Source organism: Methanobacterium congolense (assembly GCF_900095295.1).
GTDB lineage: Archaea > Methanobacteriota > Methanobacteria > Methanobacteriales > Methanobacteriaceae > Methanobacterium_C > Methanobacterium_C congolense.
Genome location: NZ_LT607756.1, coordinates 164,112 through 185,758, shown reverse-complemented (window position 1 = coordinate 185,758; position 21,647 = coordinate 164,112). Strand labels below are relative to the sequence as shown.

General features: G+C 39.8%; 19 protein-coding genes and 1 tRNA gene. 18 read left to right on the top strand and 2 right to left on the bottom strand.

The window, feature by feature from the left end; all coding sequences use genetic code 11:
• The first annotated feature begins 301 nt into the window (after nucleotides 1-301).
• The 10 genes from MCBB_RS00830 to MCBB_RS00785 all read left to right on the top strand — a co-directional run bounded on the left by MCBB_RS00830 (nucleotide 302) and on the right by MCBB_RS00785 (nucleotide 12,281).
• Nucleotides 302-1,663 (top strand): glutamate decarboxylase, encoded by a 1,362-nt coding sequence (locus MCBB_RS00830; protein ID WP_084789727.1) that lies wholly within the window; start codon nucleotides 302-304, stop codon nucleotides 1,661-1,663.
• A gap of 269 nt (nucleotides 1,664-1,932) precedes the next feature.
• Entirely contained in the window at nucleotides 1,933-2,994 is a 1,062-nt protein-coding gene (locus tag MCBB_RS00825; protein WP_071905830.1) for an AI-2E family transporter, read from the top strand.
• Between the two features lie 123 nt (nucleotides 2,995-3,117).
• Nucleotides 3,118-3,498, top strand: coding sequence for a CBS domain-containing protein (locus tag MCBB_RS00820; RefSeq protein ID WP_071905829.1), 381 nt, complete (start codon nucleotides 3,118-3,120; stop codon nucleotides 3,496-3,498).
• Nucleotides 3,499-3,919: 421 nt separating this feature from the next.
• Nucleotides 3,920-4,029: transfer RNA gene (locus tag MCBB_RS00815), tRNA-Met, on the top strand.
• A 385-nt stretch (nucleotides 4,030-4,414) separates the two neighbouring features.
• Nucleotides 4,415-5,458: a 5-amino-6-(D-ribitylamino)uracil--L-tyrosine 4-hydroxyphenyl transferase CofH gene (cofH, locus tag MCBB_RS00810; RefSeq protein WP_071905828.1), complete on the top strand. Its 1,044-nt coding sequence runs from the start codon at nucleotides 4,415-4,417 to the stop codon at nucleotides 5,456-5,458.
• A gap of 342 nt (nucleotides 5,459-5,800) precedes the next feature.
• The gene (locus MCBB_RS00805; RefSeq protein WP_071905827.1) at nucleotides 5,801-6,679 is read left to right on the top strand and encodes a decaprenyl-phosphate phosphoribosyltransferase; all 879 of its coding nucleotides are present in this window, start codon (nucleotides 5,801-5,803) and stop codon (nucleotides 6,677-6,679) included.
• Nucleotides 6,680-6,758: 79 nt separating this feature from the next.
• Nucleotides 6,759-7,403: a PHP domain-containing protein gene (locus MCBB_RS00800; RefSeq protein ID WP_071905826.1), complete on the top strand. Its 645-nt coding sequence runs from the start codon at nucleotides 6,759-6,761 to the stop codon at nucleotides 7,401-7,403.
• Nucleotides 7,373-8,317, top strand: a complete 945-nt coding sequence (locus MCBB_RS00795; protein ID WP_071905825.1) for a lysylphosphatidylglycerol synthase transmembrane domain-containing protein — start codon at nucleotides 7,373-7,375, stop codon at nucleotides 8,315-8,317. Before MCBB_RS00800 ends, MCBB_RS00795 begins: the two co-directional genes overlap by 31 nt.
• Nucleotides 8,318-8,558: 241 nt before the next feature.
• Nucleotides 8,559-9,698, top strand: a complete 1,140-nt coding sequence (locus MCBB_RS00790) for a DUF362 domain-containing protein (protein WP_071905824.1) — start codon at nucleotides 8,559-8,561, stop codon at nucleotides 9,696-9,698.
• Nucleotides 9,699-10,583: 885 nt separating this feature from the next.
• Nucleotides 10,584-12,281, top strand: a complete 1,698-nt coding sequence (locus MCBB_RS00785; protein WP_071905823.1) for an ArnT family glycosyltransferase — start codon at nucleotides 10,584-10,586, stop codon at nucleotides 12,279-12,281.
• 297 nt (nucleotides 12,282-12,578) lie between these two features.
• Here MCBB_RS00785 and MCBB_RS00780 read toward each other — a convergent pair whose 3' ends face one another.
• Nucleotides 12,579-12,806 carry a hypothetical protein gene (locus MCBB_RS00780; protein ID WP_071905822.1) on the bottom strand — a complete coding sequence of 76 codons (228 nt, stop codon included), beginning with the start codon at nucleotides 12,804-12,806 and terminating at the stop codon, nucleotides 12,579-12,581.
• A gap of 220 nt (nucleotides 12,807-13,026) precedes the next feature.
• On the opposite strand from MCBB_RS00780, the gene MCBB_RS00775 reads away from it, so the two are divergent.
• From MCBB_RS00775 to fwdF, 6 genes are all read left to right on the top strand, one after another.
• Entirely contained in the window at nucleotides 13,027-13,779 is a 753-nt protein-coding gene (locus tag MCBB_RS00775; RefSeq protein WP_071905821.1) for a HesA/MoeB/ThiF family protein, read from the top strand.
• 219 nt (nucleotides 13,780-13,998) lie between these two features.
• The gene (glnA, locus tag MCBB_RS00770; protein WP_071905820.1) at nucleotides 13,999-15,327 is read left to right on the top strand and encodes a type I glutamate--ammonia ligase; all 1,329 of its coding nucleotides are present in this window, start codon (nucleotides 13,999-14,001) and stop codon (nucleotides 15,325-15,327) included.
• A gap of 168 nt (nucleotides 15,328-15,495) precedes the next feature.
• Nucleotides 15,496-17,187, top strand: coding sequence for a DUF128 domain-containing protein (locus MCBB_RS00765; RefSeq protein ID WP_071905819.1), 1,692 nt, complete (start codon nucleotides 15,496-15,498; stop codon nucleotides 17,185-17,187).
• A gap of 204 nt (nucleotides 17,188-17,391) precedes the next feature.
• On the top strand, nucleotides 17,392-17,667 hold the full coding sequence (locus MCBB_RS00760) for a DUF2097 domain-containing protein (RefSeq protein WP_071905818.1): 276 nt from the start codon (nucleotides 17,392-17,394) through the stop codon (nucleotides 17,665-17,667).
• Nucleotides 17,668-17,982: 315 nt separating this feature from the next.
• Nucleotides 17,983-18,174 carry a 4Fe-4S binding protein gene (locus MCBB_RS00755; RefSeq protein ID WP_071905817.1) on the top strand — a complete coding sequence of 64 codons (192 nt, stop codon included), beginning with the start codon at nucleotides 17,983-17,985 and terminating at the stop codon, nucleotides 18,172-18,174.
• Between the two features lie 11 nt (nucleotides 18,175-18,185).
• Entirely contained in the window at nucleotides 18,186-19,193 is a 1,008-nt protein-coding gene (fwdF, locus tag MCBB_RS00750; RefSeq protein ID WP_071905816.1) for a tungsten-dependent formylmethanofuran dehydrogenase subunit FwdF, read from the top strand.
• A 271-nt stretch (nucleotides 19,194-19,464) separates the two neighbouring features.
• On the opposite strand, the gene MCBB_RS00745 is transcribed toward fwdF, so the two are convergent.
• Entirely contained in the window at nucleotides 19,465-19,674 is a 210-nt protein-coding gene (locus tag MCBB_RS00745; RefSeq protein ID WP_071905815.1) for a TOBE domain-containing protein, read from the bottom strand.
• Between the two features lie 220 nt (nucleotides 19,675-19,894).
• Here MCBB_RS00745 and MCBB_RS00740 point away from each other — a divergent pair, with 220 nt between their 5' ends.
• Both MCBB_RS00740 and MCBB_RS00735 read left to right on the top strand, forming a co-directional pair.
• Nucleotides 19,895-20,815: a substrate-binding domain-containing protein gene (locus MCBB_RS00740; protein WP_071905814.1), complete on the top strand. Its 921-nt coding sequence runs from the start codon at nucleotides 19,895-19,897 to the stop codon at nucleotides 20,813-20,815.
• Nucleotides 20,816-20,936: 121 nt separating this feature from the next.
• Nucleotides 20,937-21,629, top strand: a complete 693-nt coding sequence (locus MCBB_RS00735) for an ABC transporter permease (RefSeq protein WP_231916378.1) — start codon at nucleotides 20,937-20,939, stop codon at nucleotides 21,627-21,629.
• Nucleotides 21,630-21,647 lie beyond the last annotated feature (18 nt).

The following is a 21,647-nucleotide window of genomic DNA, read 5'->3' as shown; positions in this document are numbered from 1 at the left end:
ATTATTAAATATTATTTTTTAGTTCCAGATAAGATGTTAAATTCATGTCACTACTCAGAATTACTTCAAAAATTTTATAATTGGAACTGTAATAAAATAATAATCCAATAGAAATGATTTAATAAATATGAGGTTCAAGAGAAATTAGAATTTAAAAGTTTTTTAAGGGATTTAAATTGAATTTAAAGGCATTTATGTGAATTAACATGTTTAAAAGAATTGAATTGGTTAATAAAACAGTTTAAAGAATCGTGAAATGGAGGGGTTAAATACGTTATCTGGAAAGAAAAATTTGGAGAAAATGAAGGTATCTGAGAAGGAGGTGACCAGCACCTATGGAAGTAGGTACTTCACTGAAAGCATTCCAAAGTACGTTATGCCCGAGGATGAAATGCCCGCAAGGGCGGCGTATCAACTGATACACGATGAACTGAACCTGGATGGGAATCCTGCCCTGAACCTGGCGAGTTTTGTGACAACCTGGATGGAGCCTGAGGCTGACAAGCTCATAATGGAGAGCATGGATAAAAACTTCGTTGACAACGACGAGTATCCTCAGACTGAGAAAATACAGGAGAGGGTTATTAACATGCTGGCCAGGCTTTTCAACGCCCCAAAGGAGTGTCATTCCGTGGGAACAGGGACCATAGGCTCGTCTGAGGCCATAATGCTCGGACTTCTGGCCCATAAATGGACCTGGAAGAAAAGGAGACAGGAAGAGGGGAAACCCTTCAACAAACCCAACATAGTTATGGGTGCAGATGTTCACACGGTCTGGGAGAAGTTTGCACTTTACTTCGATGTTGAGCTGAAGCTCATACCCCTTGAAAGAGACACTTACACAGTCACAGTGGATAAGGTGGCAGAGGAAATAGATGAAAATACCATATGCGTTGGTGCTGTTCTTGGAACAACCTTCACAGGCCAGATGGACCCTATAAAAGAGATAAACGATCTTTTGATGGATATTAAAAAGGAAAATGGTTGGGACATACCAATACATGTTGACGGTGCCAGTGGAGGTTTTGTGGCACCGTTCCTCTATCCTGAACTGGAATGGGATTTCAGACTCGAACAGGTTCGATCCATCAACGTTTCCGGGCACAAGTACGGTCTCGTGTATCCTGGAGTGGGCTGGCTCATATTCAAGGATAAAACAGACCTCCCTGAGGAACTCATATTCAAGGTGAATTACCTGGGAGGTTTGATGCCCAATTACTCCCTGAACTTCTCCAAGGGAAGCAGCACAATAATAGCCCAGTACTACAACTTAATAAGACTTGGAAAAAGTGGTTACACCGACATAATGGAGAACATGATGAGTAACAGCCAGTACCTCGCCAGAAAACTTGAGGATTCAGGTAAATTTGAGATCATCAACAAGGAGGGGATGTTCCCACTTGTAACAGTGAGTTTGAAGGATGAAGAATTCACGGTTTTCCAGCTTTCAGAGAAACTGAGACAGAAAGGCTGGATCGTTCCTGCATACACACTCCCTGAGAATGCTGAGGATGTTGCAGTCATGAGGATGGTTGTGAAGGAAAACTTCGGCAGGGAAATGATCGACCTGCTTGTTGATGATGTGATGGAAGCCTGTGAATCCTTTGAAGGTGAAGAAACAGTAGAAAAAGTGGAAGATCAGAATCCTTCCCTCCTATATTAAATTTTTACTAAAAAGAAGAATATAAGCCTTTAAAAAGATTTTTTTATTCCTTTGTAATTTCCCTTTTTTTATTCCCTTTTTTTTATGAGACTTCAATTACAGGTCATCTTATTCACTGATGTTATTAGAATCAGATGCAACGTTGGCCAGATTACATCTTATATAAGTTACAGGATTTCAAGTTACAGGACTCCGGTCATTTATTAAAAAGTTATAACTGCAATTAAAAAAAATAATGTAATGAATTAATTAATAAAAAGGTGTTTTACGTGTTAAATATTAAAAAATTATCTATTTCAACCATTTTTCCCATTATTATACTCCTCACATTGCTTTCATTTGGGATTTTAATTCCAATTCTGTCAGTTGTGGCTTTAGGGGCAATTCTAGCCTATTATGTACGGCCAATCGCCAAAAGGATCAAACCCTTCGTGAAGTACGAAACCCTTGCAATCATTATTGGAATGATAATCCTTGCCGCACCAATCGTTGCCCTGCTCTATGTAACTGCAGTCCAGATATTGGCAGCTGCAATTCAGGTTTTCGGTTCCATTCCCCATTCATCAGCAAGTGCAACATCAACTGCAACTGCAACTGCACTGAACATAAAATCCGGTTTAGCAACAGCTCAAAATTCAGACAGCCTTAATAGCCTTGCAAATCTGTTCATCTCCAACATCACAGCCATTGCAGAGAAGCTCATTTCCTACCTCGTAAACCAGATCATCACTCTCCTTGAATTTTTACCAACACTGGCCATGCAGATATTGATACTCTTCTTTTCAACATTTTACTTTGCAAAGGATGGTGACAAGGTAATTCGTTACATCAAAGACATTGTTCCAGCAGAAGACAAGGGATTTTACCGCAGAATAATCCACAGCACCGATGACATCATGAAGAGCATAGTTGTTGGTAACGTTATCCCCGCAATCATCTTGGGACTGCTCTCCATGGTACTTTACTACTTTCTTGGATATCCATACATACTTCTTCTTGGTATACTCAGTGGACTGTCTGAGTTCATACCCATAGTCGGGCCGTGGATAGTTTACGGAGTTCTAGGTCTGTTCAGCATCCTCACAGGAGACGTTACCACTGGAGTTCTTGTTATATTCTTTGGTTGGATCATCGAAACAACCACCGACATGTACATCCGGCCAAAGCTCTCTGTCAACTACTCCGAAGTTCATCCCCTTGTATTTCTCCTGGGATTCATATTCGGAGCAGTTACACTGGGTATTCCTGGACTTTTCATTGGCCCCCTCATACTTGGAGTGACCTACTCTGCCTACCTAGCCTACAGGGAAGAGGTTAAAGATACCGGATGAGTTAGCTTCATCTAAAAGATAGTTTCATCTAAAGAAGATTTGAAGACTCATATGACCCCTTCAAAGGTGTTGGATTTGTTGAATCCTCCAGATTTAAATATTCTGGGCAACAGAATATAAAACATGATAGGAAACCTAAGTGCCAAAGACATCATGATCAGAGAAGTGCATGTAACAAGCCCCACAGACCTTGTAGCTGCAGCAAAGCTCAAAATGATGCGCTGCAACGTTGGAGGGCTTCCAGTGGTGGATGAAAAACGTCTTGTAGGAATTATAACCCACAGGGATGTTCTGCTTGCAGGTGGAGAAGCACTTGGACTCAAGGTGAACGACCTTATGAGCAAGGAACTCTACGTTGCAGAGCCTGAAACACCCATCAAGGACATAACAAAAGTTATGGCAGATAAAGGATATCAGAGAATTCCTGTTGTTGAAAATGGAAATCTTGTGGGCCTCATAACCCAGAGCAGCCTTATAAGGGCCCTTGCAGGTCTTGAAGACTGAAATCCTGTTCCTGCAAAACTATCTTAATTTTTATCCTTTTTGATAGTTATCTCCTTTTTGAGGCCTTTTTTGAGATCTATCCTGGAAAAGTACTGATTAACCCTAACTAATGACCATTGCTATTTTATGAGTGCTGCTATTCTCAATAAATCATGAAAAGCTTTTAAAAATGAAATACTGATTAAAAAAGATGTGCTCGGAATGGATCGTTAGCTTCAAGTAATTTTATATAACGTAATTAAGAGGTATATGAAAAATTACTATATAATGTTTTACAGGGTATTATGAAAATAAATGGATTTCAAGCCCAAATTGGCCATAAAATAATAGAAATTATGTGAAAAGTTCATAAAAACCTTTTTAAGTAAGAATGTGAATAGAAAAGTATAAGTTAGATGAAATCTAACAGCATATAAGCCACGCCGGGGTGGCTCAGTTGGTTAGAGCGCACGGCTCATAGGGTATTAAGCAAGTGCTCTGACTTTTTCCTGGGATACCGTGAGGCCGCGGGTTCGAATCCCGCCCCCGGCACTTCAAACAATTTTTGAAGGCCTCGAAAATTCCATGAAACTTTATTTTTATTTTAAACTGTTTTTATTGTGTTTTAGTGTATTTACGGTTTAACATATTCACAAAATGATTCAGTATTAATAATCTGTTTATACCTTAACTCATTACCCAAAGTCTTATAACAATAATTTCATTGAAACTCATCTCATGCAATCAAACAGATTCTTTCAGGTCCCCAAAATGAAATGAAAAACTTTAAGACCATGTGATTGAACATTATAGATAAATGTTTAAAAATCCTTATAATGCTTTAACTTTATCAGTTTAAATAAAATAATAAGTATTTTATCCTTTTTTGAATTAAAAGGTTTTTAAAAGGGTTTTTCATGGTAATGGAGGTTTTTTAATGGAGGATATCTACGAACGTTCACTTGAGGGAGACATAACAAAGGAAGACGCTTTAAAGCTGGTTGATGCAAATCCATTCCAGCTGTTCGATGTTGCAGACAGACTAAGAAAGGGGATAGTGGGTGATGATGTCACATTCGTGGCAAACAAGGCCATAGACATCACAGACCACTGCATGATAGAATGTGAATTCTGCTCATTCAGGGACCATATAGGCTATGAAATGAGCGTTGATGAGATAGTTGAAAGCGTTGGTCAGTCCCAGAACATTGGAGCAACTGAGATCTGTCTATTCGGCGGTGTTATGCCCCACATGACTGTAGATTACTACTGTGACATCATAAAAGCCATAAAATCCAAATACGACATCTGCCTCCATGCACTATCCCCAGTGGAGATCTACCACACAGCCAAAGTCTCTGATATGACCACCTTTGAAGCCCTTAAGGCCCTTAAAGAGGCAGGTATGGACACCATGACAGGGGCCTCTGCAGAGATACTCGTGGACTCTGTCAGGGAAAAGATATGTCCTAAAAAGGTTTCAACCCAGGAATGGGTGGACATAATTAAGGAAGCCCATAAGCTGGACATTCCAACCACCTCAACCATCATGTACGGAAGCGTTGAGACCTGGGAGGACCGTATAGACCACCTCATGATACTCCGGGATATACAGCGCGAAACCCACGGCTTCACAGAACTCGTGCCCATGACCTTCCTGGGCCTCAACAACAAACTGGGCCAGGAAACACTGGGTGCAAGTGGAATGGACGATCTCAAGATCCACGCCATTTCAAGGATAATAATGGGCAGGGACATGCCTAACATCCAGGTTTCATGGGTGAAGTTAGGCCTCAGAACCACCCAAATAGCCCTCTGCTGCGGTGCCAACGACTTCGGGGGCACCATGATGGAAGATAAAATATCTGTGGCTGCAGGTGCATCCTACGGAGAGTACATGCCCCGAGAGAAGATAGTTGAAGTGATTGAAGCTATTGGACGTGTGCCTGTGGAGAGGACCACGACTTATGAGAGGGTTTGAGGTCCTATTAGATTTTTATCCCCCACAAACTTTTATTTTTTTTACCTTTTTTAGATTTAGTCCATTAAATCCATGTAGATTTATTTTTTAAGTCTTTAAACTTGTGATTCATCGTTTTAAAAATCGTTTAAAAAAAATGGATGTTGAATTTAAAAAAAGAACAGAACCATGTCAAACGTTAAATACTTTAAATCATGTTCCTAAACATCCTTGACCAAAACTTTATAAGCAACCTCCTAAAAAAATCCAGTCGTATCATTAATTCAACACCTATTCATGTGTAACCTCCGAAATGTATCAAAGGAATTGATACTGGGACTAAAAAACCGGATAGGTGATGAAATGTTTAAGGACATCCTGATATCGATGCGTCCCAAACAATGGTACAAAAACCTAGTTATATTCATTGGGATCGTATTTTCACTAAATCTTCTAAATTTTAACCTATGGATAAGCGTTGTTTCGGCATTTGTAACGTTTTGTTTACTTTCTGGAAGCATCTACATCATAAACGATTGTCTGGATGTTGAGAAGGATCGTAACCACCCCAAAAAAAGCAAACGTCCCCTTGCATCTGGAAGGCTGAAAACCTCACATGCACTCTTATTTTCAGGTATTGCAGTGGTAGCTGCATTGTTACTGGCCTTCACAGTGAACCTTTCACTCCTTCTAGTTTCACTCGCCTTTTTCGGCCTGATACTGATCTACTCCCTGTTTCTGAAGGAGCTGATCCTCGTGGACATACTGGTTATCTCAACAGGTTTCGTTCTCAGGGCAGTTGCAGGCTGTGTTGCCATAGGAGTCTTCGTGTCACCATGGCTCATAATCTGCACATTCCTAATGGCCCTCTTCCTGGCCCTTGTCAAACGGAGGCATGAACTTATTTTACTCAAAGACAAAGCAGGAAGCCATCGTAAAATCTTGGAGGGTTACTCCAGGGAGATGCTGGACCAGATGACCAACATAACCACCGCTGCCCTTGTAATGTCCTACTCCCTCTACACCTTCTTTGCTCAGAACATTTACATAATGCTCACAATACCCTTGGCGTTCTATGGAGTGTTCCGTTACCTGTTCCTGGTGCACAATGATGGAATGGGAGGAGAACCTGAGATGATATTCAGGGACAGTGGAATGGTTATCAGCATGACTCTCTGGGTTGTGCTGGTGATTGGAGTGCTTTACTTCAATAAGTTGGGATTTACAGGAGTTTTAAAATGAACCTAAAATCATCAACCCATTATCTCAAAAAGTGCAATCCTTACTCCAAGTGCAACAATATCATAGGAGGCTCTTTTGAATGATATACGACCTTCACACCCACTCCAAGTACTCCAGAGACGGATGGATGGAACCTAAAACCCTGGTAAAAACCGCCATTAAAAAGGGACTCGCAGGAATAGCCATAACTGATCACAACACCATTGAAGGCGGCTTGAAGGCCAAAGAGTTTGAAACTGAAAACTTCGAGGTCGTTGTTGGATCAGAAATCGCAACAGACCGTGGCGAGGTTATAGGCCTCTTCTTGTCTGAAGAAGTTGTTTCAAGGAATTTTATTGAGGTCATCAATGAGATCAGAAATCAAAGTGGTACCGTGGTACTCCCACACCCCTTCGATGAACTACGTGGAAACGGGATCGCACCAGGAAAAGAAGATGCAAAACTCGTGGACTACGTTGAAACCTTCAACTCCCGCTGTTTCAGGACAAAATACAACGAAATGGCAGCAGAATATGCAAAAAAATATGGTTTGAAGAGTTTAGGTGGCAGCGATGCCCACTTCGCCCATGAAGTTGGTAGGGCAGGGATTACTACAGATGATGATCTGCATGATGCATTTGAAAGGGGAAGTTTCACTGTTTTTGGTGAACGATCCTCCCCGATGTATTTAGGACTTACAAAGGTGCTGAAAATATGGAAAAAAACAGGTTCTGGCTCGTACTGATATTCGCAGTGGTTGTTTACGTTGTAATGGGGGTTTACGCTGATCTGGGTGATCTTCTGACTGCCCTTGAAAGCTTCGACTGGAGGTTCATAATCCTGCTTCTATGCCTAACAACCCTGGGTTACTTGATAAGATTCGTTAGATGGGATTATTTCCTCAGGGGAGTTGGTGTGAAACTGAATATCAGGGACAACCTCTTCGTTTACATAAGCGGGCTTTCAATGACCATAACCCCTGCCAAAGCTGGTGAGATATGGAAGGGATGGCTCATAAGGGATATAAATGGTGAAAGTTTGAGTAAAACTGTGCCCGTGGTGATAAGTGACCGTTTAACTGATATACTTGCCCTTGTATTCCTTTCACTCCTTGGAATCCTCTACTACAAACAGGGCACCTACATCATAGTGGCCATCCTCATCATCTTTGCAGTATTCGTACTTGCAGTCAGATCAGAGGCTGTTTCAAACAGGTTGATACGTGTACTTGAGAAGAGGGCGGGAAAGTACTCCCGGGATGTTGAGAGCATGCACCAAACCTTCAAGGAAACACTGACCCCTAAAAAACTGGTGGTAACAACGGTTCTGGGTTTGATGGCCTGGTTCATGGAGTGTCTGGCCCTCTACCTTGCAGTTGCTGGCTTCGGTGATCACCTTGGAATGGTTGTCTCAACATTCACATTCAGCTTCGCATCCCTTGCAGGGGCGCTGAGCATGATACCCGGTGGTCTGGGTGTTGCTGAAGCAACGCTGTCTGGACTGCTCCAGTTCTTCGGACTCACAGCCACACTTTCAGTTGGTGTTGCCATCATCATCAGATTCGCAACCCTCTGGTACGGAACCTTCCTGGGCCTCGCTGTTTACCTCCTGGGAAAATCCAGGATCATCGGAGAAAAGAGGGAGGATACTGATCGTTGAACAATTCAAATAAAAATCAAGCACTTAAAAATTATTTAAATATTATTTTAAGAACATATACCCAATAAATTTAAAATTAAAACCTTAAAAAAATTAATTACAAATAAATCAAATAAATATACTGTAAAATTAAAAATTAATGGATAATAAATGTTGTTTAATTCAAATAATTGAATTTAACGAACAATCAATAAAGATTGTTGGAAAAAGTGAATATTAAGAGTATTAGGAGGTACATCTTATGACAAAGATAGATTCCAAGGTTTCAATTCTAAAAACATCCCCTGAAACAGTTGTAAAGGATTATGGAGAGCTCATGCACCTGGCAGAGTATGACAAGGCAGTATCCCGTGAGAATGAGACCATACTCAAATTGAACCTCTCATGGACCCTCTTCTACCCTGCATGTTCCACACCGCCGTGGCAGCTTGAAGGTGTCCTGAAAACCCTCAAGGATGATGGGTTCCATGACGTGGTTGCAGTGGAGAACCAGACCGTTGTAACCCATCCCTGGAAGGGTGCCTACTTCAACAAGTGGCTCCCCCTCCTTGAAAAGTACGGAAGGGAATTTCAGCCCCTCACAGATGTGGAGTGGAGCGTCTACGAACCGAAGTCTGAGATGATGGTTATGGATGAGATATTCGGCCAGGTTCTGGTTCCAGAGATGTTCTACGGCAACGATGTTATACACTTCCCCACCGTGAAAACCCACGGCCACACAACAACCACAGGTTCCATGAAGAACGCCTTCGGAGGTCTGATACCCAAGTACAGGCACCACGCCCATAAGAAGATCCACGAGGTCCTGGTGGATCTCCTTGCAATCCAGAGGGAGATACATCCAGGGATATTCACGGTCATGGACGGGTGCGTGTGCGGGGATGGTGCAGGACCACGTACAATGGACCCCTACGTAGGCAACGTCATACTTGCAAGTGCGGATCCGGTTGCAGTGGACGCCCTTGCAGCCAAGATAATGGGCTTCGACCCCCTGAAGATAGACTACATTAAAATGGCCCATGACAGGGGGCTTGGAATGGGGGATGTGGATCAAATAGAAGTTGTGGGTCTTGATGAGGGGGAACTTGAAGGATTGAACTTCGGTTTCCACGTGAACAAGAGCCCTGTCATCAAATGGGATCAACGCCTTAGAAAGAAGACCATGAAGATAAAGTGGCTGCACCACCTCCTCTTCAACTCACCCATCTTCAAGACCTTCATTTTCGCCTCAGGATTCTACCACGACAAGCTATGGTACCCAACAACAGGTAAAAAGAACATAGAAAAGTTCAAAGCAACGGAGTGGGGCAAGTTGTTCGATGAGTATGATTATGGAGAGTTCCCTGAGTTCAAAAAGGTGAAAGAGTGGAATCCTTACTAACAACTTACTGTCAAGTGAGTTGAATAAAAACAGGCTGTTTTCCATTATTTCAATGGTTTAAAGTTAAAATATGGGTTTTTAAGCCATTGAATTCTTTTTTTATTTTTAGAGATCATTAAACTGCCTTGCCAATCCGTGTAAATGTAATACTTCTTATGTAATATCAATATTGAAAATATTATTATGTTTTCCCTAAAACAAGTATTATACTTAAAAATACATTAAAAAATATTATAAATTATCCAAAATTATTTTCAATTGATTTAGTAGCCTTAAAACGGATTATAACCACTTAAATTCATTAAAAATAAAAAGATATTTAAACAGTTTTATTGGATATATTCCTACTAATTTCATTCAAAATAATTTATTTCCATTTAAACGGTACAATCACCATAATATATAGAATTTTAAGAGTTATTTTCTTAAATAAGGCAATAATTGGGCTACATTTGGTACAGATTTGGGAAAAGCCTTATTAAAGATTTCATGGAGATAGGAAACTGTCCTCGGAGGGACATGAATAGGTGTTTTTTGGATGAGTTTTTATTAACTCATTCACCCATTTAAGGGAAATGATCAGCGAAAAGATTGAGTTACAAATAATTTGCAGGGCAGTTCCATGAAATATTTTTATTACCAATAGATAAAAGCCCTGCAAACCAATAAAATAGACCTAAACAAGTACATAACTAAAATTAAATAATAAATTAAACGTTTTATATATATTAAATACAAAAATTAGTTTTAAACTAACTAAATATTGCAATGCAACTTATGGAAAGTATATAAAGGAGCTATAAAGGATATTATGAAAGGTTGCATCATTATACATCTGCGATTTTAAAACAAACCATTCAATGAATATTTTTCAGGAGCCTTTGAATGCCAAGATCATATGCCCTTTCAGGGGCAAAAATTAAGTGGGACGTTGTGTTTCCACTGATTTTAATCACAACGGTTGTAATAACACGAATCCCGTTCATGAGCAAATTTCTGTATGAGTGGGACTCTGTAAACTATGCGATGGCCCTTTCCAACTACAACATACTCCAACAACAGCCCCATCCTCCAGGTTACATTTTCTACGTTGCCCTTGGAAGGGGTTTTAACCTGTTGTTCAACGATCCAAACACCAGCCTGATAGCACTGGCAATAACCTTTACTGCCTTGAGTTCTGTGCTGCTGTACTTCATGACACAGGAGATCTTTTCAAGAAAAGTGGGTATTCTAAGCTCCATACTCTTCATCTTCAACCCATTGATATGGTTTTACGGAGAAATTGCAAGTATCTACATCTTCGAAGCCTTCTTCAGTATCTTAATTGGTTACACATGCTACAAATTATTCAATGGAGATGAAAGGTTTATTTATATCTCTGCATTTGTACTGGGTTTGGCAGGGGGTTTCAGAACTGATATAGTGGAGTTCATGCTTCCATTGTGGATACTCTGCATACTCCATGCAAAACCCTCCTTCACCAAGGTCATCAAGGGCATGGGCATCTTTGCACTGTCCATTCTCTCCTGGCTCATACCCACTGCCCTTTCAGTTGGGGGAATTCATGAGTACCTTCAACTCCTTAAAACAACATCTGCAGCTGCAGATTACACGTCCATACTCTTCGGTGCCAGTATCAGCCATCAGATACTAAATTCTGGAGCATGCATAATCTGGTCACTTCTGGGATTAACTGTGATTGGCCTTTTAGCAGTTTTATACTTCTTAATCAAACGTAGAGATGTTTTAAAGAACGATTTAATGTTTCACCTTAAGAAACCACTGACACTGTTCTTTCTCTTATGGGCAGGTCCTGCATTCACTTTCTACCTCCTGATCTACGTTGTGAAACCGGGTTACCTCCTGACATGCGTACCTGCATTCATGGTCATTCTGGCCTACATCATCGGCAGGATCTCAGGATTCATAAACATCAGATTTCCAGGAATATCAGCTAAAAAAGCTTTGATTTCAATACTGACCATCTACATCCTTTTGAATACAGTTTACTTCATTTATCCGTGGGATATTCATAACGGTGCCACTTGGGAAACACCGACAGATAAAATGGAAACCAGCCAGGAATTATGGTTTGACTTTGATGTTGGTCTCATCTACAACAACGCAAAGATCAGTGCAAACGACGAAAATACGGCATTGCATATCCAGAACATACTGAATATCTCCAATTCAGATCCTTCAAGCACCATAATTGTTATACGGGACATAAACCGTGAAGATGAGGGTTTCAATTGGAGGAAGGCCATGTACTACCTTCCAGGTTACGATGTTTACTACCTCTTCGATGATGAAAACTCTGGAATCACAGGCAACGTTTCAATGTGGCACGGTAAAAACAACAGTTACACAACATCAGAGGCAACAACCCTGGATGTGCCAATGAACTCCTCCACAACCAGGATAGTTTGGATAATGAGCAATCAAACCTCATTCTACCAGGAGGTGAATAAAGAAGTGGGAGTTAACTCCATAGAACTTTCAAACGGTCTGAATATATACTACTCCCAAATTGGAAACCAGACCTCAAGTTTCCAGATCAGCGGATTTATATTCCAGCGCTGACTTAAGATAACCAAGCATTAGGAGGGATATTATGGATAAACTGGAAAAGCACTGGATCAGATGTCTAAAATGGCCGAAAAACAACGTTAATCTCTATAGGAATTGAAAAAAAGACTATTTTGTTATTGGAACTAATTTATTAAAAGAAATTTTTAAAATAAGTACCAAAATTTTAAAGAAGTACTAAACGAATTGCTAAGAAGTGTTGATTAAACTTGATTAATTTAAAATTAATTTAAACCACTTAACCCTTCATTTCATCAAAAAAAATTAAATAAAGGATAGAAATCCCTACTTCTATTCAGAAGCCCGGAACTTTTTCAGTACCCTGCTGCAGAGATCAGGTGCGTACTTCATTCTCCACACGTTGAATCCCACAACCAGAACAAGAAATGTAAGGCGCAGATATACGCTTACAGGCGCAAAAAGTGCTATCACAATGATCAATATCCCTACAAGGGTGTGCATAAGCCAGTTTCTCCAGTCAGACAGGTAAGCTTTCAGTCCATGGAACAGTCTCTTCATATATCCACCTCACTAAATCCATAATCAACCATATATATCAATTTTTGATATATTGAAATGTGATATATTTCCATATATATAGTTTAGCACCCCAATCCTTAAATTCATTAAATACGTAGGTAAAATAGAATCTTCAAGAAAATTATGAAAAGATAGTTCTAAATGAAAATCAGTTCTAAAAATTCTTAAAAAAGTTTTATTAATTAGACATGGTGTTTTTATGCTTGATAAATATCCTGAAGAAAATTACTGGGAAATCATAGATAGACAGAAGGGCATACTCAATAAAAAAGAACAGTTGAAACTTAAAAAGTCAAAAATAACAGTAATAGGGTGTGGAGGCCTAGGCGGCTCTGTGATTGAGATGCTGGCAAGAATGGGGGCTGGAAAACTCCGGATCATTGACAAGGATGTTTTTGATCTTTCAAACATCAACCGCCAGCTCATGAGCAGCATGGAAAGCATAGGCAAACCAAAAGCTGAAGTAACTCAAAAAACCATCAACTCAATAAACCCCTTCGTTGAAGTGGAAGCCTTCAACCAGGAACTCAACCAGGAAAACGTTCAAAGTATAGTTGAAGGCAGTGACATCGTTGTTGATGCTCTTGACAACCTAATGGCCAGAATATTAACCACCAGAAAAGCTGTAGAACTTGGAATACCCTTTGTACACGGTGCAATCCACGGTACCATGGGCCAGGTAACAACCTTCACCCCAGAAGGTCAATCCTATGAGGATACGTTTAAACTACCATCTGCAGGTAGGGAACTGACCGAAGATGTGGTAGCATCTGTTGGAAAGATCAACAAGGATGTTCCACCAGTAATAGGTCCCGTTCCTAATATTGTAGGTTGTTTACAGGCCTTTGAAGCAGTTAAAAATATTACTGGTAAAGGTAACATCATAACTGCACCCAACGTGCTAATATTCGACCTAATGAAGAAAGAACCGTTCACAATGGTTGAATTTTAATTATGAATCCTTCAATAAAATTTTAAGATATTAAAAACTATTTACTTTCTTTTTTTAATATTTAAGGTTATTAAATAATTTATTATTTAAAAATAGTGGCAGATAAAATTTAAATTCTTTTTAAATCTTCTAAAAAACTCCCTCCAGGCTTTTCAAAAGGTTTATATATCAGTAAAAGGAAACTTATTTCCGGTATACTGATCATGGAGGTATTAATCTATGCAAGATAAGATAGGACAGGTTATTGAAAACATAGAAAGGTGCGGCACAAAGTTTGTAAGGCTGCAGTTTGTGGATATCCACGGAACCCCCAAGAACATGGCGGTCCCCCTGGCAAAACCAGAGGATATTGAAGATATATTAAAAGACGGACTGTTATTTGACGGTTCATCAGTCGAAGGATTCGTTGACATCAACGAAAGTGATCTGGTAATAAAACCAGACCCAGACACATTCTCAACCCTCCCATGGAGGCCAGAAGAGAAGGGAGTTTGCAGGTTCATATGTGACATACACTGGCCTGACATGACCCCATTCGAGGGAGACCCAAGGTACATACTCAAAAAAGCCCTTGCAAAGGCAGAAAAAATGGGATACGAGTACAACGTCGGTCCAGAGCCAGAGTTCTTCATAATAGGTGAAGACGCAGAGGGAAACATCGTTCCAGGAGATGAAGGTGTTTACTTCGATGTGGAACCAGTTGACCAGGGAACAGACATCAGAAGGGAACTCGTACTTGGACTTGAAGAATTACACTTCGATGTGGAAGTAAGCCACCACGAAGTTGGATTCGGCCAGCATGAGATCGATTTTAAATTTGATAAAGCACTCAAAACAGCAGATGCTGTTATAACATTCAAACAGGCAATAAAAGCAATAGCTGACAACATGGGCTGCATGGCAACCTTCATGCCTAAACCATTCTTCGGTGTAAACGGTAGCGGAATGCACGTCAACCAGAGCCTATTCAAAAACGGAGAAAACATTTTCTACGACCCTGACGGCGAGAACGGACTCTCCCAGGAAGCAATGTACTTCACAGGTGGATTATTAAACCACTCCAAGGCACTTGCAGCAATCGTTGCACCAACAGTCAACTCCTACAAGAGGCTTGTACCAGGATACGAAGCACCATGCTACATAGCATACGGACTTAGAAACAGATCCACACTTGTCAGGATCCCTGCAAGCAGAGGAAAAGGTACAAGGCTTGAATTCAGATGCCCAGACCCATCATGTAACCCATACCTGGCATTTGCAGCAATATTAGAAGCTGGAATGGACGGTCTAAAGAACAAGATGGATCCAGGTGATGCAACTGAGATCAACGCATTCGGACTCGACGAAGCAGGCCGTGAAAAACTCGGAATAGACACATTACCATCCAGTCTCTGGGAAGCTTACCACGCACTTCAGGAAGACGAAGTTGTTAAGGCATCCCTGGGTGAACACACCTACAACCAGTTCATGGCACTCAAACGTGCAGAATGGGACGACTACAGGGTTCAGGTATTCCAGTACGAACACGAGAGGTATTTGGAGATTTAATACTCCAAAAACCCTTTCTTTTTTTATCGAAGTTGCGTATTACCTATTTATTAAAAATTAACAGTTTATTAAAAAAGTATTTAAAATAATCAGTAGATACTTAAAGGCATAATCAAAGAAAACTGAAGATCCGACCTCGATCAATCAAATAAATGAAATGGTGAAGAAATGCCACAAGAGACAGACCGTAAGATGATGGAAATCCTGAGAATTCTGGCAGACAGGGAAGAAGTTCTAGGTGCCAAGACCATAGCTGAAGAACTCAAAAAAAAGGGATACAACCTTGGAGAACGTGCAGTAAGATACCACATGAGGATACTGGACGAAAAAGGGTTCACAGAGCGTATTGGATATGCTGGAAGACAAATAACAGAAACTGGATTGAAAGAACTTGAAAAAGGTCTTATCTACGATCAGGTTGATTTCGTCTTCTCCAAGTTCGAGGACATGATCTACCAGACAACCCTTGACCCCCTGAAGGGGAAAGGCAGTGTCGTGGTTAACACATCAAGCTTCACTTACACAGACGATGTGATGAACATCCTGAAAGAGGTATTTGGAAAGGGAATTGCTGTAAGTCCCTATATAAACACGTCTTTTATTGAAGCTGAAAATAAGATGAAGGTTGAAACTGTCTGCGGAACTACCATAGATGGAATGCTCCTCCGGAGTGGAATACCAGTAATTCCCCAGTATGGAGGAGTTGTCGAAGTTGAGGGTAACGTGCCAACAAGGTTCACAGAACTCATATCCTACAAGAAAACCTCCATGACCCCCCTTGAAGCATTCACCGACGAGGATATGACATCAGTACTTCAAGTCATACGTGAAGGAAACGGACTCATCCCTGCAAACTTCAGAACCATCCCATCAAGCGCACGTACAAAAGCCTTGAAACTATTTGAAGATCTGGAAAAAATAGGAGTATCAGGACTTTTGAAGATGGGTAAAAGTGGAGAATCAGTTTTAGGAGTTCCGGTTGAGGAGGACATGGTGGGAATAGCAGTTATAGGTGGAATATCACCACTCTGCGCTGCAAAAGAAGCAGGTTTTGAGGTCAACATAAAACTTGCAGAAAACACCGTCAAATTAGAGGACATGAGCAGTATAATCAAACCTAAGCCTTTACTCCAAACAACAGGACCCGAACCCCATGAAAAGGTCAAATTTTTACTATCAAAGGCATGGAACCTCATATACAAGGTTGATCTTGACCTTGAAACCCTCAAGGGCAACGTCATTACAAATATCTCCTACGTGAAGAACGATGACCTTGAGGATGCACTGGCTGCCTTCGACAGTGTAATGGGCTCAAGGCCAGATTACTCAACAAGCAGGTTCTTCAAGATAATAAAAGGTCAAGAACCAGGTAAAACAGGTATTGCAACTGTCTGCAGCCTTACCATAGATGGTATACTCACCAAGAACGGTATATCCACATCACCCCAGTACGGAGGAATATTAGAAACAGAGGGTAAAAGTCCCAGGTTCATAGAACTTACAGCATACAGCGGATCATCCCTGGATCCCCATGAGATATACATTTCAAAGAATATGACCTCAGTTGGAGAATCCTTGAAGGGCAGGGGAAGAATACTTGCAAGTTTAAGGGAGATACCTTACATATCACGTCCACAGGCCGTTGAAATTCTGGAGGATATTAAGGAGGCAGGTTTCTCCATACTCGAAATTGGAAAACCAAGCGAACTCATATACAACGCCAAGGTTGAACGGTACCATGCCGGAATCGTTGCTCCAGGTGGTTTGAATCCAATTGCAATAATAAGGGAACGTGGTATACACGTGGAACCTAAGGCAGTTGAAACCCTCATGAAACTGCAGGATATGGAGGAGTTTTAATCCAAAATCGGATGTTCTATGGTTAATCTTTATTTAAGAATTTTTTTTTACTGGTAAATACGTCCTATGAATTTTATTTTATAATAATTTATTTTATAATAAATTTTAGATAGCATAAGCATAAATAGGATAATTCTTATAGTTATAGGCCAACTAACAACTGATCCTATAATCAATCTAATTACTGATAAGAAGGTGAAGATCATGAAAAAGGAAGAAAAATGTGCTAGTTGCGAAGAAATATGCCAATACATAGAAGATGAAGTTAAACCCGGTGATACTGTGCGATTATCACTTGGACGTTGTTACATTCCAGGAAAGGTAGTTACAAACAACGATGGAGTACTGCAGATTAACGTGGACAGCAGCGTTATAAAAGGATTGACCTGTATCGACGTGAAAGGATTGAAAGAATTCATAGTGGAACTTGAACATGAGTGTAAAGATGGTGTGTGTACAATTGAAGCCACAGACGACTGAATTCTTTCAAAATAAAGAAAATTAAGAACTTTTTTTATAATTAAACTTTTTATAATCCATGAATTATTATTAAATTATTTTTTTTACCATAAATTTTAAAAACAATCGTTGAATCCAATTTTTACTGAAGTTTCTAAGGAATATTTTGTGACACATGACCACCAACACCTAATTTTCTTATTAAAAAGTTGTCCAATGTTATTTCCATTGGAAAATTTTAGACAAACACAAAACGATACGTTTATATAAACACTTCGCATATTAATTAATAACAATTTGAAATATTAGTTAATATCAATTTGAAAAGGTGATTCAATGTCAGTGATCATAGACGAAGCAAAATGTGGAAAGATAGAAAACTGCCCTGGTGAAGGACTATGTATAAAACTCTGTGAAAAGGGAGCCTTAGAAGAAGGAGACGGCCAAGTAATCATAATCGATGAAAAATGTGATGACTGCGAGATTTGCATTCAAAACTGTCCAAATCAAGCTATATCCAAAAAATAGGTCGGATAACAATGGTTTCCGTAGAAAGGGAAGGGAAGGAAAATCGGTCCCTAACCCACAGAAATGAAAAATGTGTTGGGTGCGGGATATGCACAGACATCTGCCCAACAGAATCCCTGAAACTTGGTCCAGTTCTCCCCATAGCAAGGGGCCTTTTAAAAATGGATTACATCAACATCAACAAGGACACTTGTGTTTTGTGTGGACTCTGTGCATCTGCATGCCCATTCGATGCTTTAGAATTCAGCATAGAGGGCGAAAATGCGAAAAAATTGGATGCTTACCCTAAATGGAGTCATGAAGCAAGTATTGATGATGAAACCTGTGTATACTGTGGTAGCTGTGAAAAAGCCTGTCCAAGAAATGCCATATACTTGGAGAGGACACTTCCAAATGTAGAAGAACTTGTTCGTGGTGAAACAGAGATAGACAAGGATAAATGTATCTACTGCGGAATGTGTGAGGAGATCTGTCCTGCAGAAGCAATAAGCATTGACAGAAATGATATAAATTCCAGCAGCAAAGCCATTGCAAATGACATAACCGTTGACAAATCCAAATGTATCTACTGCGGAATATGCAAGAGGATATGTCCAGAAGAGGCCATAAAAGTGGTCTGCACAACCTGTATGGATCAGATGGAAATTGGAAAGCCAGAGATCACAGGGGATATCATATTAAATGAAGATCAGTGCATAAACTGCGGTTGGTGTGAGGAAATCTGTCCAGTAGATGCTGCAGAGGTTACAAAACCATTTGAAGGTGAAATAGAGATGGTTTCAACCGATGAAGTAACTTGTAAAGGTGATTCCTGCCATGCATGTATGGATGTTTGTCCATGCAACGCAATAAGCCTCGTTGACAACAAATCCGTTGTGAACCAGAATATGTGCACCCTGTGCGGGGCCTGTGCAAGGGCATGCCCACAACACATCATATCCATCAAACGCAGTGATATGAAACTTGACAATATACGATCCAAGTCCTGGAAGAAGGCCCTTGGAAGTCTAATTGAATAGATAGATAATTCACGTTCAACAAAAATCCTCCATTTTTGTTGTTTTTTTTATTTTTTCTTTTTTTAGTAGTTTGAAAAAACCTTTTAGTGTTTGAAAAAACAATTCTAATAATAATTCCGCCAGAAAAACTCAAGAATTTCTTTTAATTTAATTGAAAAATCATCCACTGAAAGATCGAAGCATAGTGGTTTTACTGATTTTCATAAAATCATGAGGGTTGCAGGATAAAAAAAGATCCAATGAACAAGCCATAAAAAAAAGAAGAAGGGTTTTATTCTTTTATTACCATTACCTCTGTGGATTTTATAACGGCATTTAATTCGTCACCCTCTTTAATATCTAGGTCTTCAACTGCTTCTTTGGAAATTATTGCAGTTATAACCTCGGGGGATTCTATTTTTATTTTTACAGAGGCAGTTATCTCTCCCTTCTCAACACTCACAACCATTCCCTTAAGACTGTTCCTTGCACTCATTTTCATTTTATCACCTAGGATATATTTTGTAAATGAAATTTCATATATTTTGTTGTGTTAGTATCTACATCACGGATGCTTGAACATATCGCTAATTACAAGTACATGGAAGAATTCATAATTAACTGTAAAACCCTGCAGGGGAGTAAAATCGATAGGATTAAATATGCATTTAGATATAACCAATCCTGCATGAATTGTATACTTAGTTAAAAGGAGGTTAGGGATGGACAAAAAAATCATAGCTATAATAGCACTAATAATTGTTGTTGTAGCAGGAATAGGAATCTATAGTTATTCCATAAGCAATAGTCCGGACACTTCTAAGCTTAGAATTTCAACCACAACCAGTTTAGAAGACACGGGGCTTTTAAAGGAATTAGAAGCTGCATATGAGAAAAAGTATCCTGGTGTGGATGTGCAAGTCGTGTCTGGTGGTACAGGTATAGCTCTACAGTACGGTGAAAGGGGAGATGTAGATTTAATGCTTGTCCACGACAAAGCAAGGGAAACAAAGTTTATTAACGATGGTTTCGGTACAAACCGTACTCAATTTGCTTACAACTACTTCTGGATAGTTGGCCCAGCAGATGACCCTGCAGGTATTAAAGGACTAAATGCAACAGAGGCATTCAAAAAAATAGCTCAAGAGGGACAGACAAACTCTCAAGTTAAATTCGTGTCCCGTGGAGATGCTTCAGGTACAAATGCAAGGGAATTGAAAATCTGGAAGTCTGCAGGAATAGACATCAACAACACCACAAATGGAAGCTCCTGGTACATAGAAAGTGGTAAAGGTATGGGAGACACGTTGGTAATTGCTAACGAGAAAAACGCCTACACAATAAGTGATTCAGGAACATTCCTTGCGTACTCTAAAAACGGTAAGATAACACTCGTACCCCTTGTGACAACAGGAAAGGATCTCCTAAACATCTACACAGCAATACCCATAAACCCAGATAAACACCCTAAAACAAACATAGAAGCAGCAAACAACTTTGTTAACTTCCTGGTTTCACCGGAAGGACAGACAATAATCGGTAACTACGGTAAGGACAAATATGGTCAGGCACTATTTACCCCAGTACCAACAAACACACTGCCTGCATTAATTGCCCCACTAATAATTTCAACCCCTGCTTAAGCAGGGGCTTTTTTTATTTTTAATGATTGGTCCAAAACCCTTAAGCCCTCAGATATGCAAAACTACTTCAATTAAAAATTTTATTATAGATATAGGTAATATCCATTTTTTTGGTGATCATGTGGCCAGTGAAATTATAGGGGCAATGGAACAGGCGATTTACTTAATAGTTACGCTTAATCCAGAATTGATTGAAATAACAATAAGAAGCCTTTACATTTCACTTTCAGCAACATTAATAGCCTCATTAATATGCATTCCCATTGGTGGGGCGATTTATTATTATGAATTTTATGGTAAGCGCACATTGATCAACATCATCCAAACTCTTTACAGCGTGCCCACAGTTATAATTGGGCTTTTCCTATTTCTGTTGATTTCTCAGGAAGGCCCCCTTGGAAATTTACACCTTCTTTTTACTCCTGAAGGTATGATAATAGGCCAGACGTTGTTAATACTACCCCTCATCATAGGATTTACAATTACGGCCCTTGTTGGTGTTAGTAATCAAATTAAAGAGCTTGCAATATCTTTAGGTGCAAATGCGTCTCAAACAATAATTACCATCATAAAAGAAGCACGATATGCAATTATGGGTGCTGTTATTCTTGGATTTGGACGGGCCATATCAGAGGTAGGAGTGGCTATCCTTATTGGTGGTAATATAAGGGGTTTTACGAGGGTTTTTACCACAACAATATCTCTTGAAACATCTAAAGGAAATATAGAGCTTTCCATAGCTCTTGGATTCATATTGCTCTCCATTGCCCTTATCATTAATTTAATGTTGAACTATCTCCAGGGTAGGGAGTAAATATCAGGTTTGTTAACA

Excerpts from the sequence above, each read along its gene's own strand:
- MCBB_RS00830 (WP_084789727.1), top strand. The coding sequence starts at position 302 with ATGAAGGTATCTGAGAAGGAGGTGACCAGCACCTATGGAAGTAGGTAC.
- MCBB_RS00820 (WP_071905829.1), top strand. The coding sequence starts at position 3,118 with ATGATAGGAAACCTAAGTGCCAAAGACATCATGATCAGAGAAGTGCAT.
- cofH (WP_071905828.1), top strand. The coding sequence starts at position 4,415 with ATGGAGGATATCTACGAACGTTCACTTGAGGGAGACATAACAAAGGAA.
- MCBB_RS00805 (WP_071905827.1), top strand. The coding sequence starts at position 5,801 with ATGTTTAAGGACATCCTGATATCGATGCGTCCCAAACAATGGTACAAA.
- MCBB_RS00800 (WP_071905826.1), top strand. The coding sequence starts at position 6,759 with ATGATATACGACCTTCACACCCACTCCAAGTACTCCAGAGACGGATGG.
- MCBB_RS00795 (WP_071905825.1), top strand. The coding sequence starts at position 7,373 with ATGGAAAAAAACAGGTTCTGGCTCGTACTGATATTCGCAGTGGTTGTT.
- MCBB_RS00790 (WP_071905824.1), top strand. The coding sequence starts at position 8,559 with ATGACAAAGATAGATTCCAAGGTTTCAATTCTAAAAACATCCCCTGAA.
- MCBB_RS00785 (WP_071905823.1), top strand. The coding sequence starts at position 10,584 with ATGCCAAGATCATATGCCCTTTCAGGGGCAAAAATTAAGTGGGACGTT.
- MCBB_RS00780 (WP_071905822.1), bottom strand. The coding sequence starts at position 12,806 with ATGAAGAGACTGTTCCATGGACTGAAAGCTTACCTGTCTGACTGGAGA.
- MCBB_RS00775 (WP_071905821.1), top strand. The coding sequence starts at position 13,027 with ATGCTTGATAAATATCCTGAAGAAAATTACTGGGAAATCATAGATAGA.
- glnA (WP_071905820.1), top strand. The coding sequence starts at position 13,999 with ATGCAAGATAAGATAGGACAGGTTATTGAAAACATAGAAAGGTGCGGC.
- MCBB_RS00765 (WP_071905819.1), top strand. The coding sequence starts at position 15,496 with ATGCCACAAGAGACAGACCGTAAGATGATGGAAATCCTGAGAATTCTG.
- MCBB_RS00760 (WP_071905818.1), top strand. The coding sequence starts at position 17,392 with ATGAAAAAGGAAGAAAAATGTGCTAGTTGCGAAGAAATATGCCAATAC.
- MCBB_RS00755 (WP_071905817.1), top strand. The coding sequence starts at position 17,983 with ATGTCAGTGATCATAGACGAAGCAAAATGTGGAAAGATAGAAAACTGC.
- fwdF (WP_071905816.1), top strand. The coding sequence starts at position 18,186 with ATGGTTTCCGTAGAAAGGGAAGGGAAGGAAAATCGGTCCCTAACCCAC.
- MCBB_RS00745 (WP_071905815.1), bottom strand. The coding sequence starts at position 19,674 with ATGAAAATGAGTGCAAGGAACAGTCTTAAGGGAATGGTTGTGAGTGTT.
- MCBB_RS00740 (WP_071905814.1), top strand. The coding sequence starts at position 19,895 with ATGGACAAAAAAATCATAGCTATAATAGCACTAATAATTGTTGTTGTA.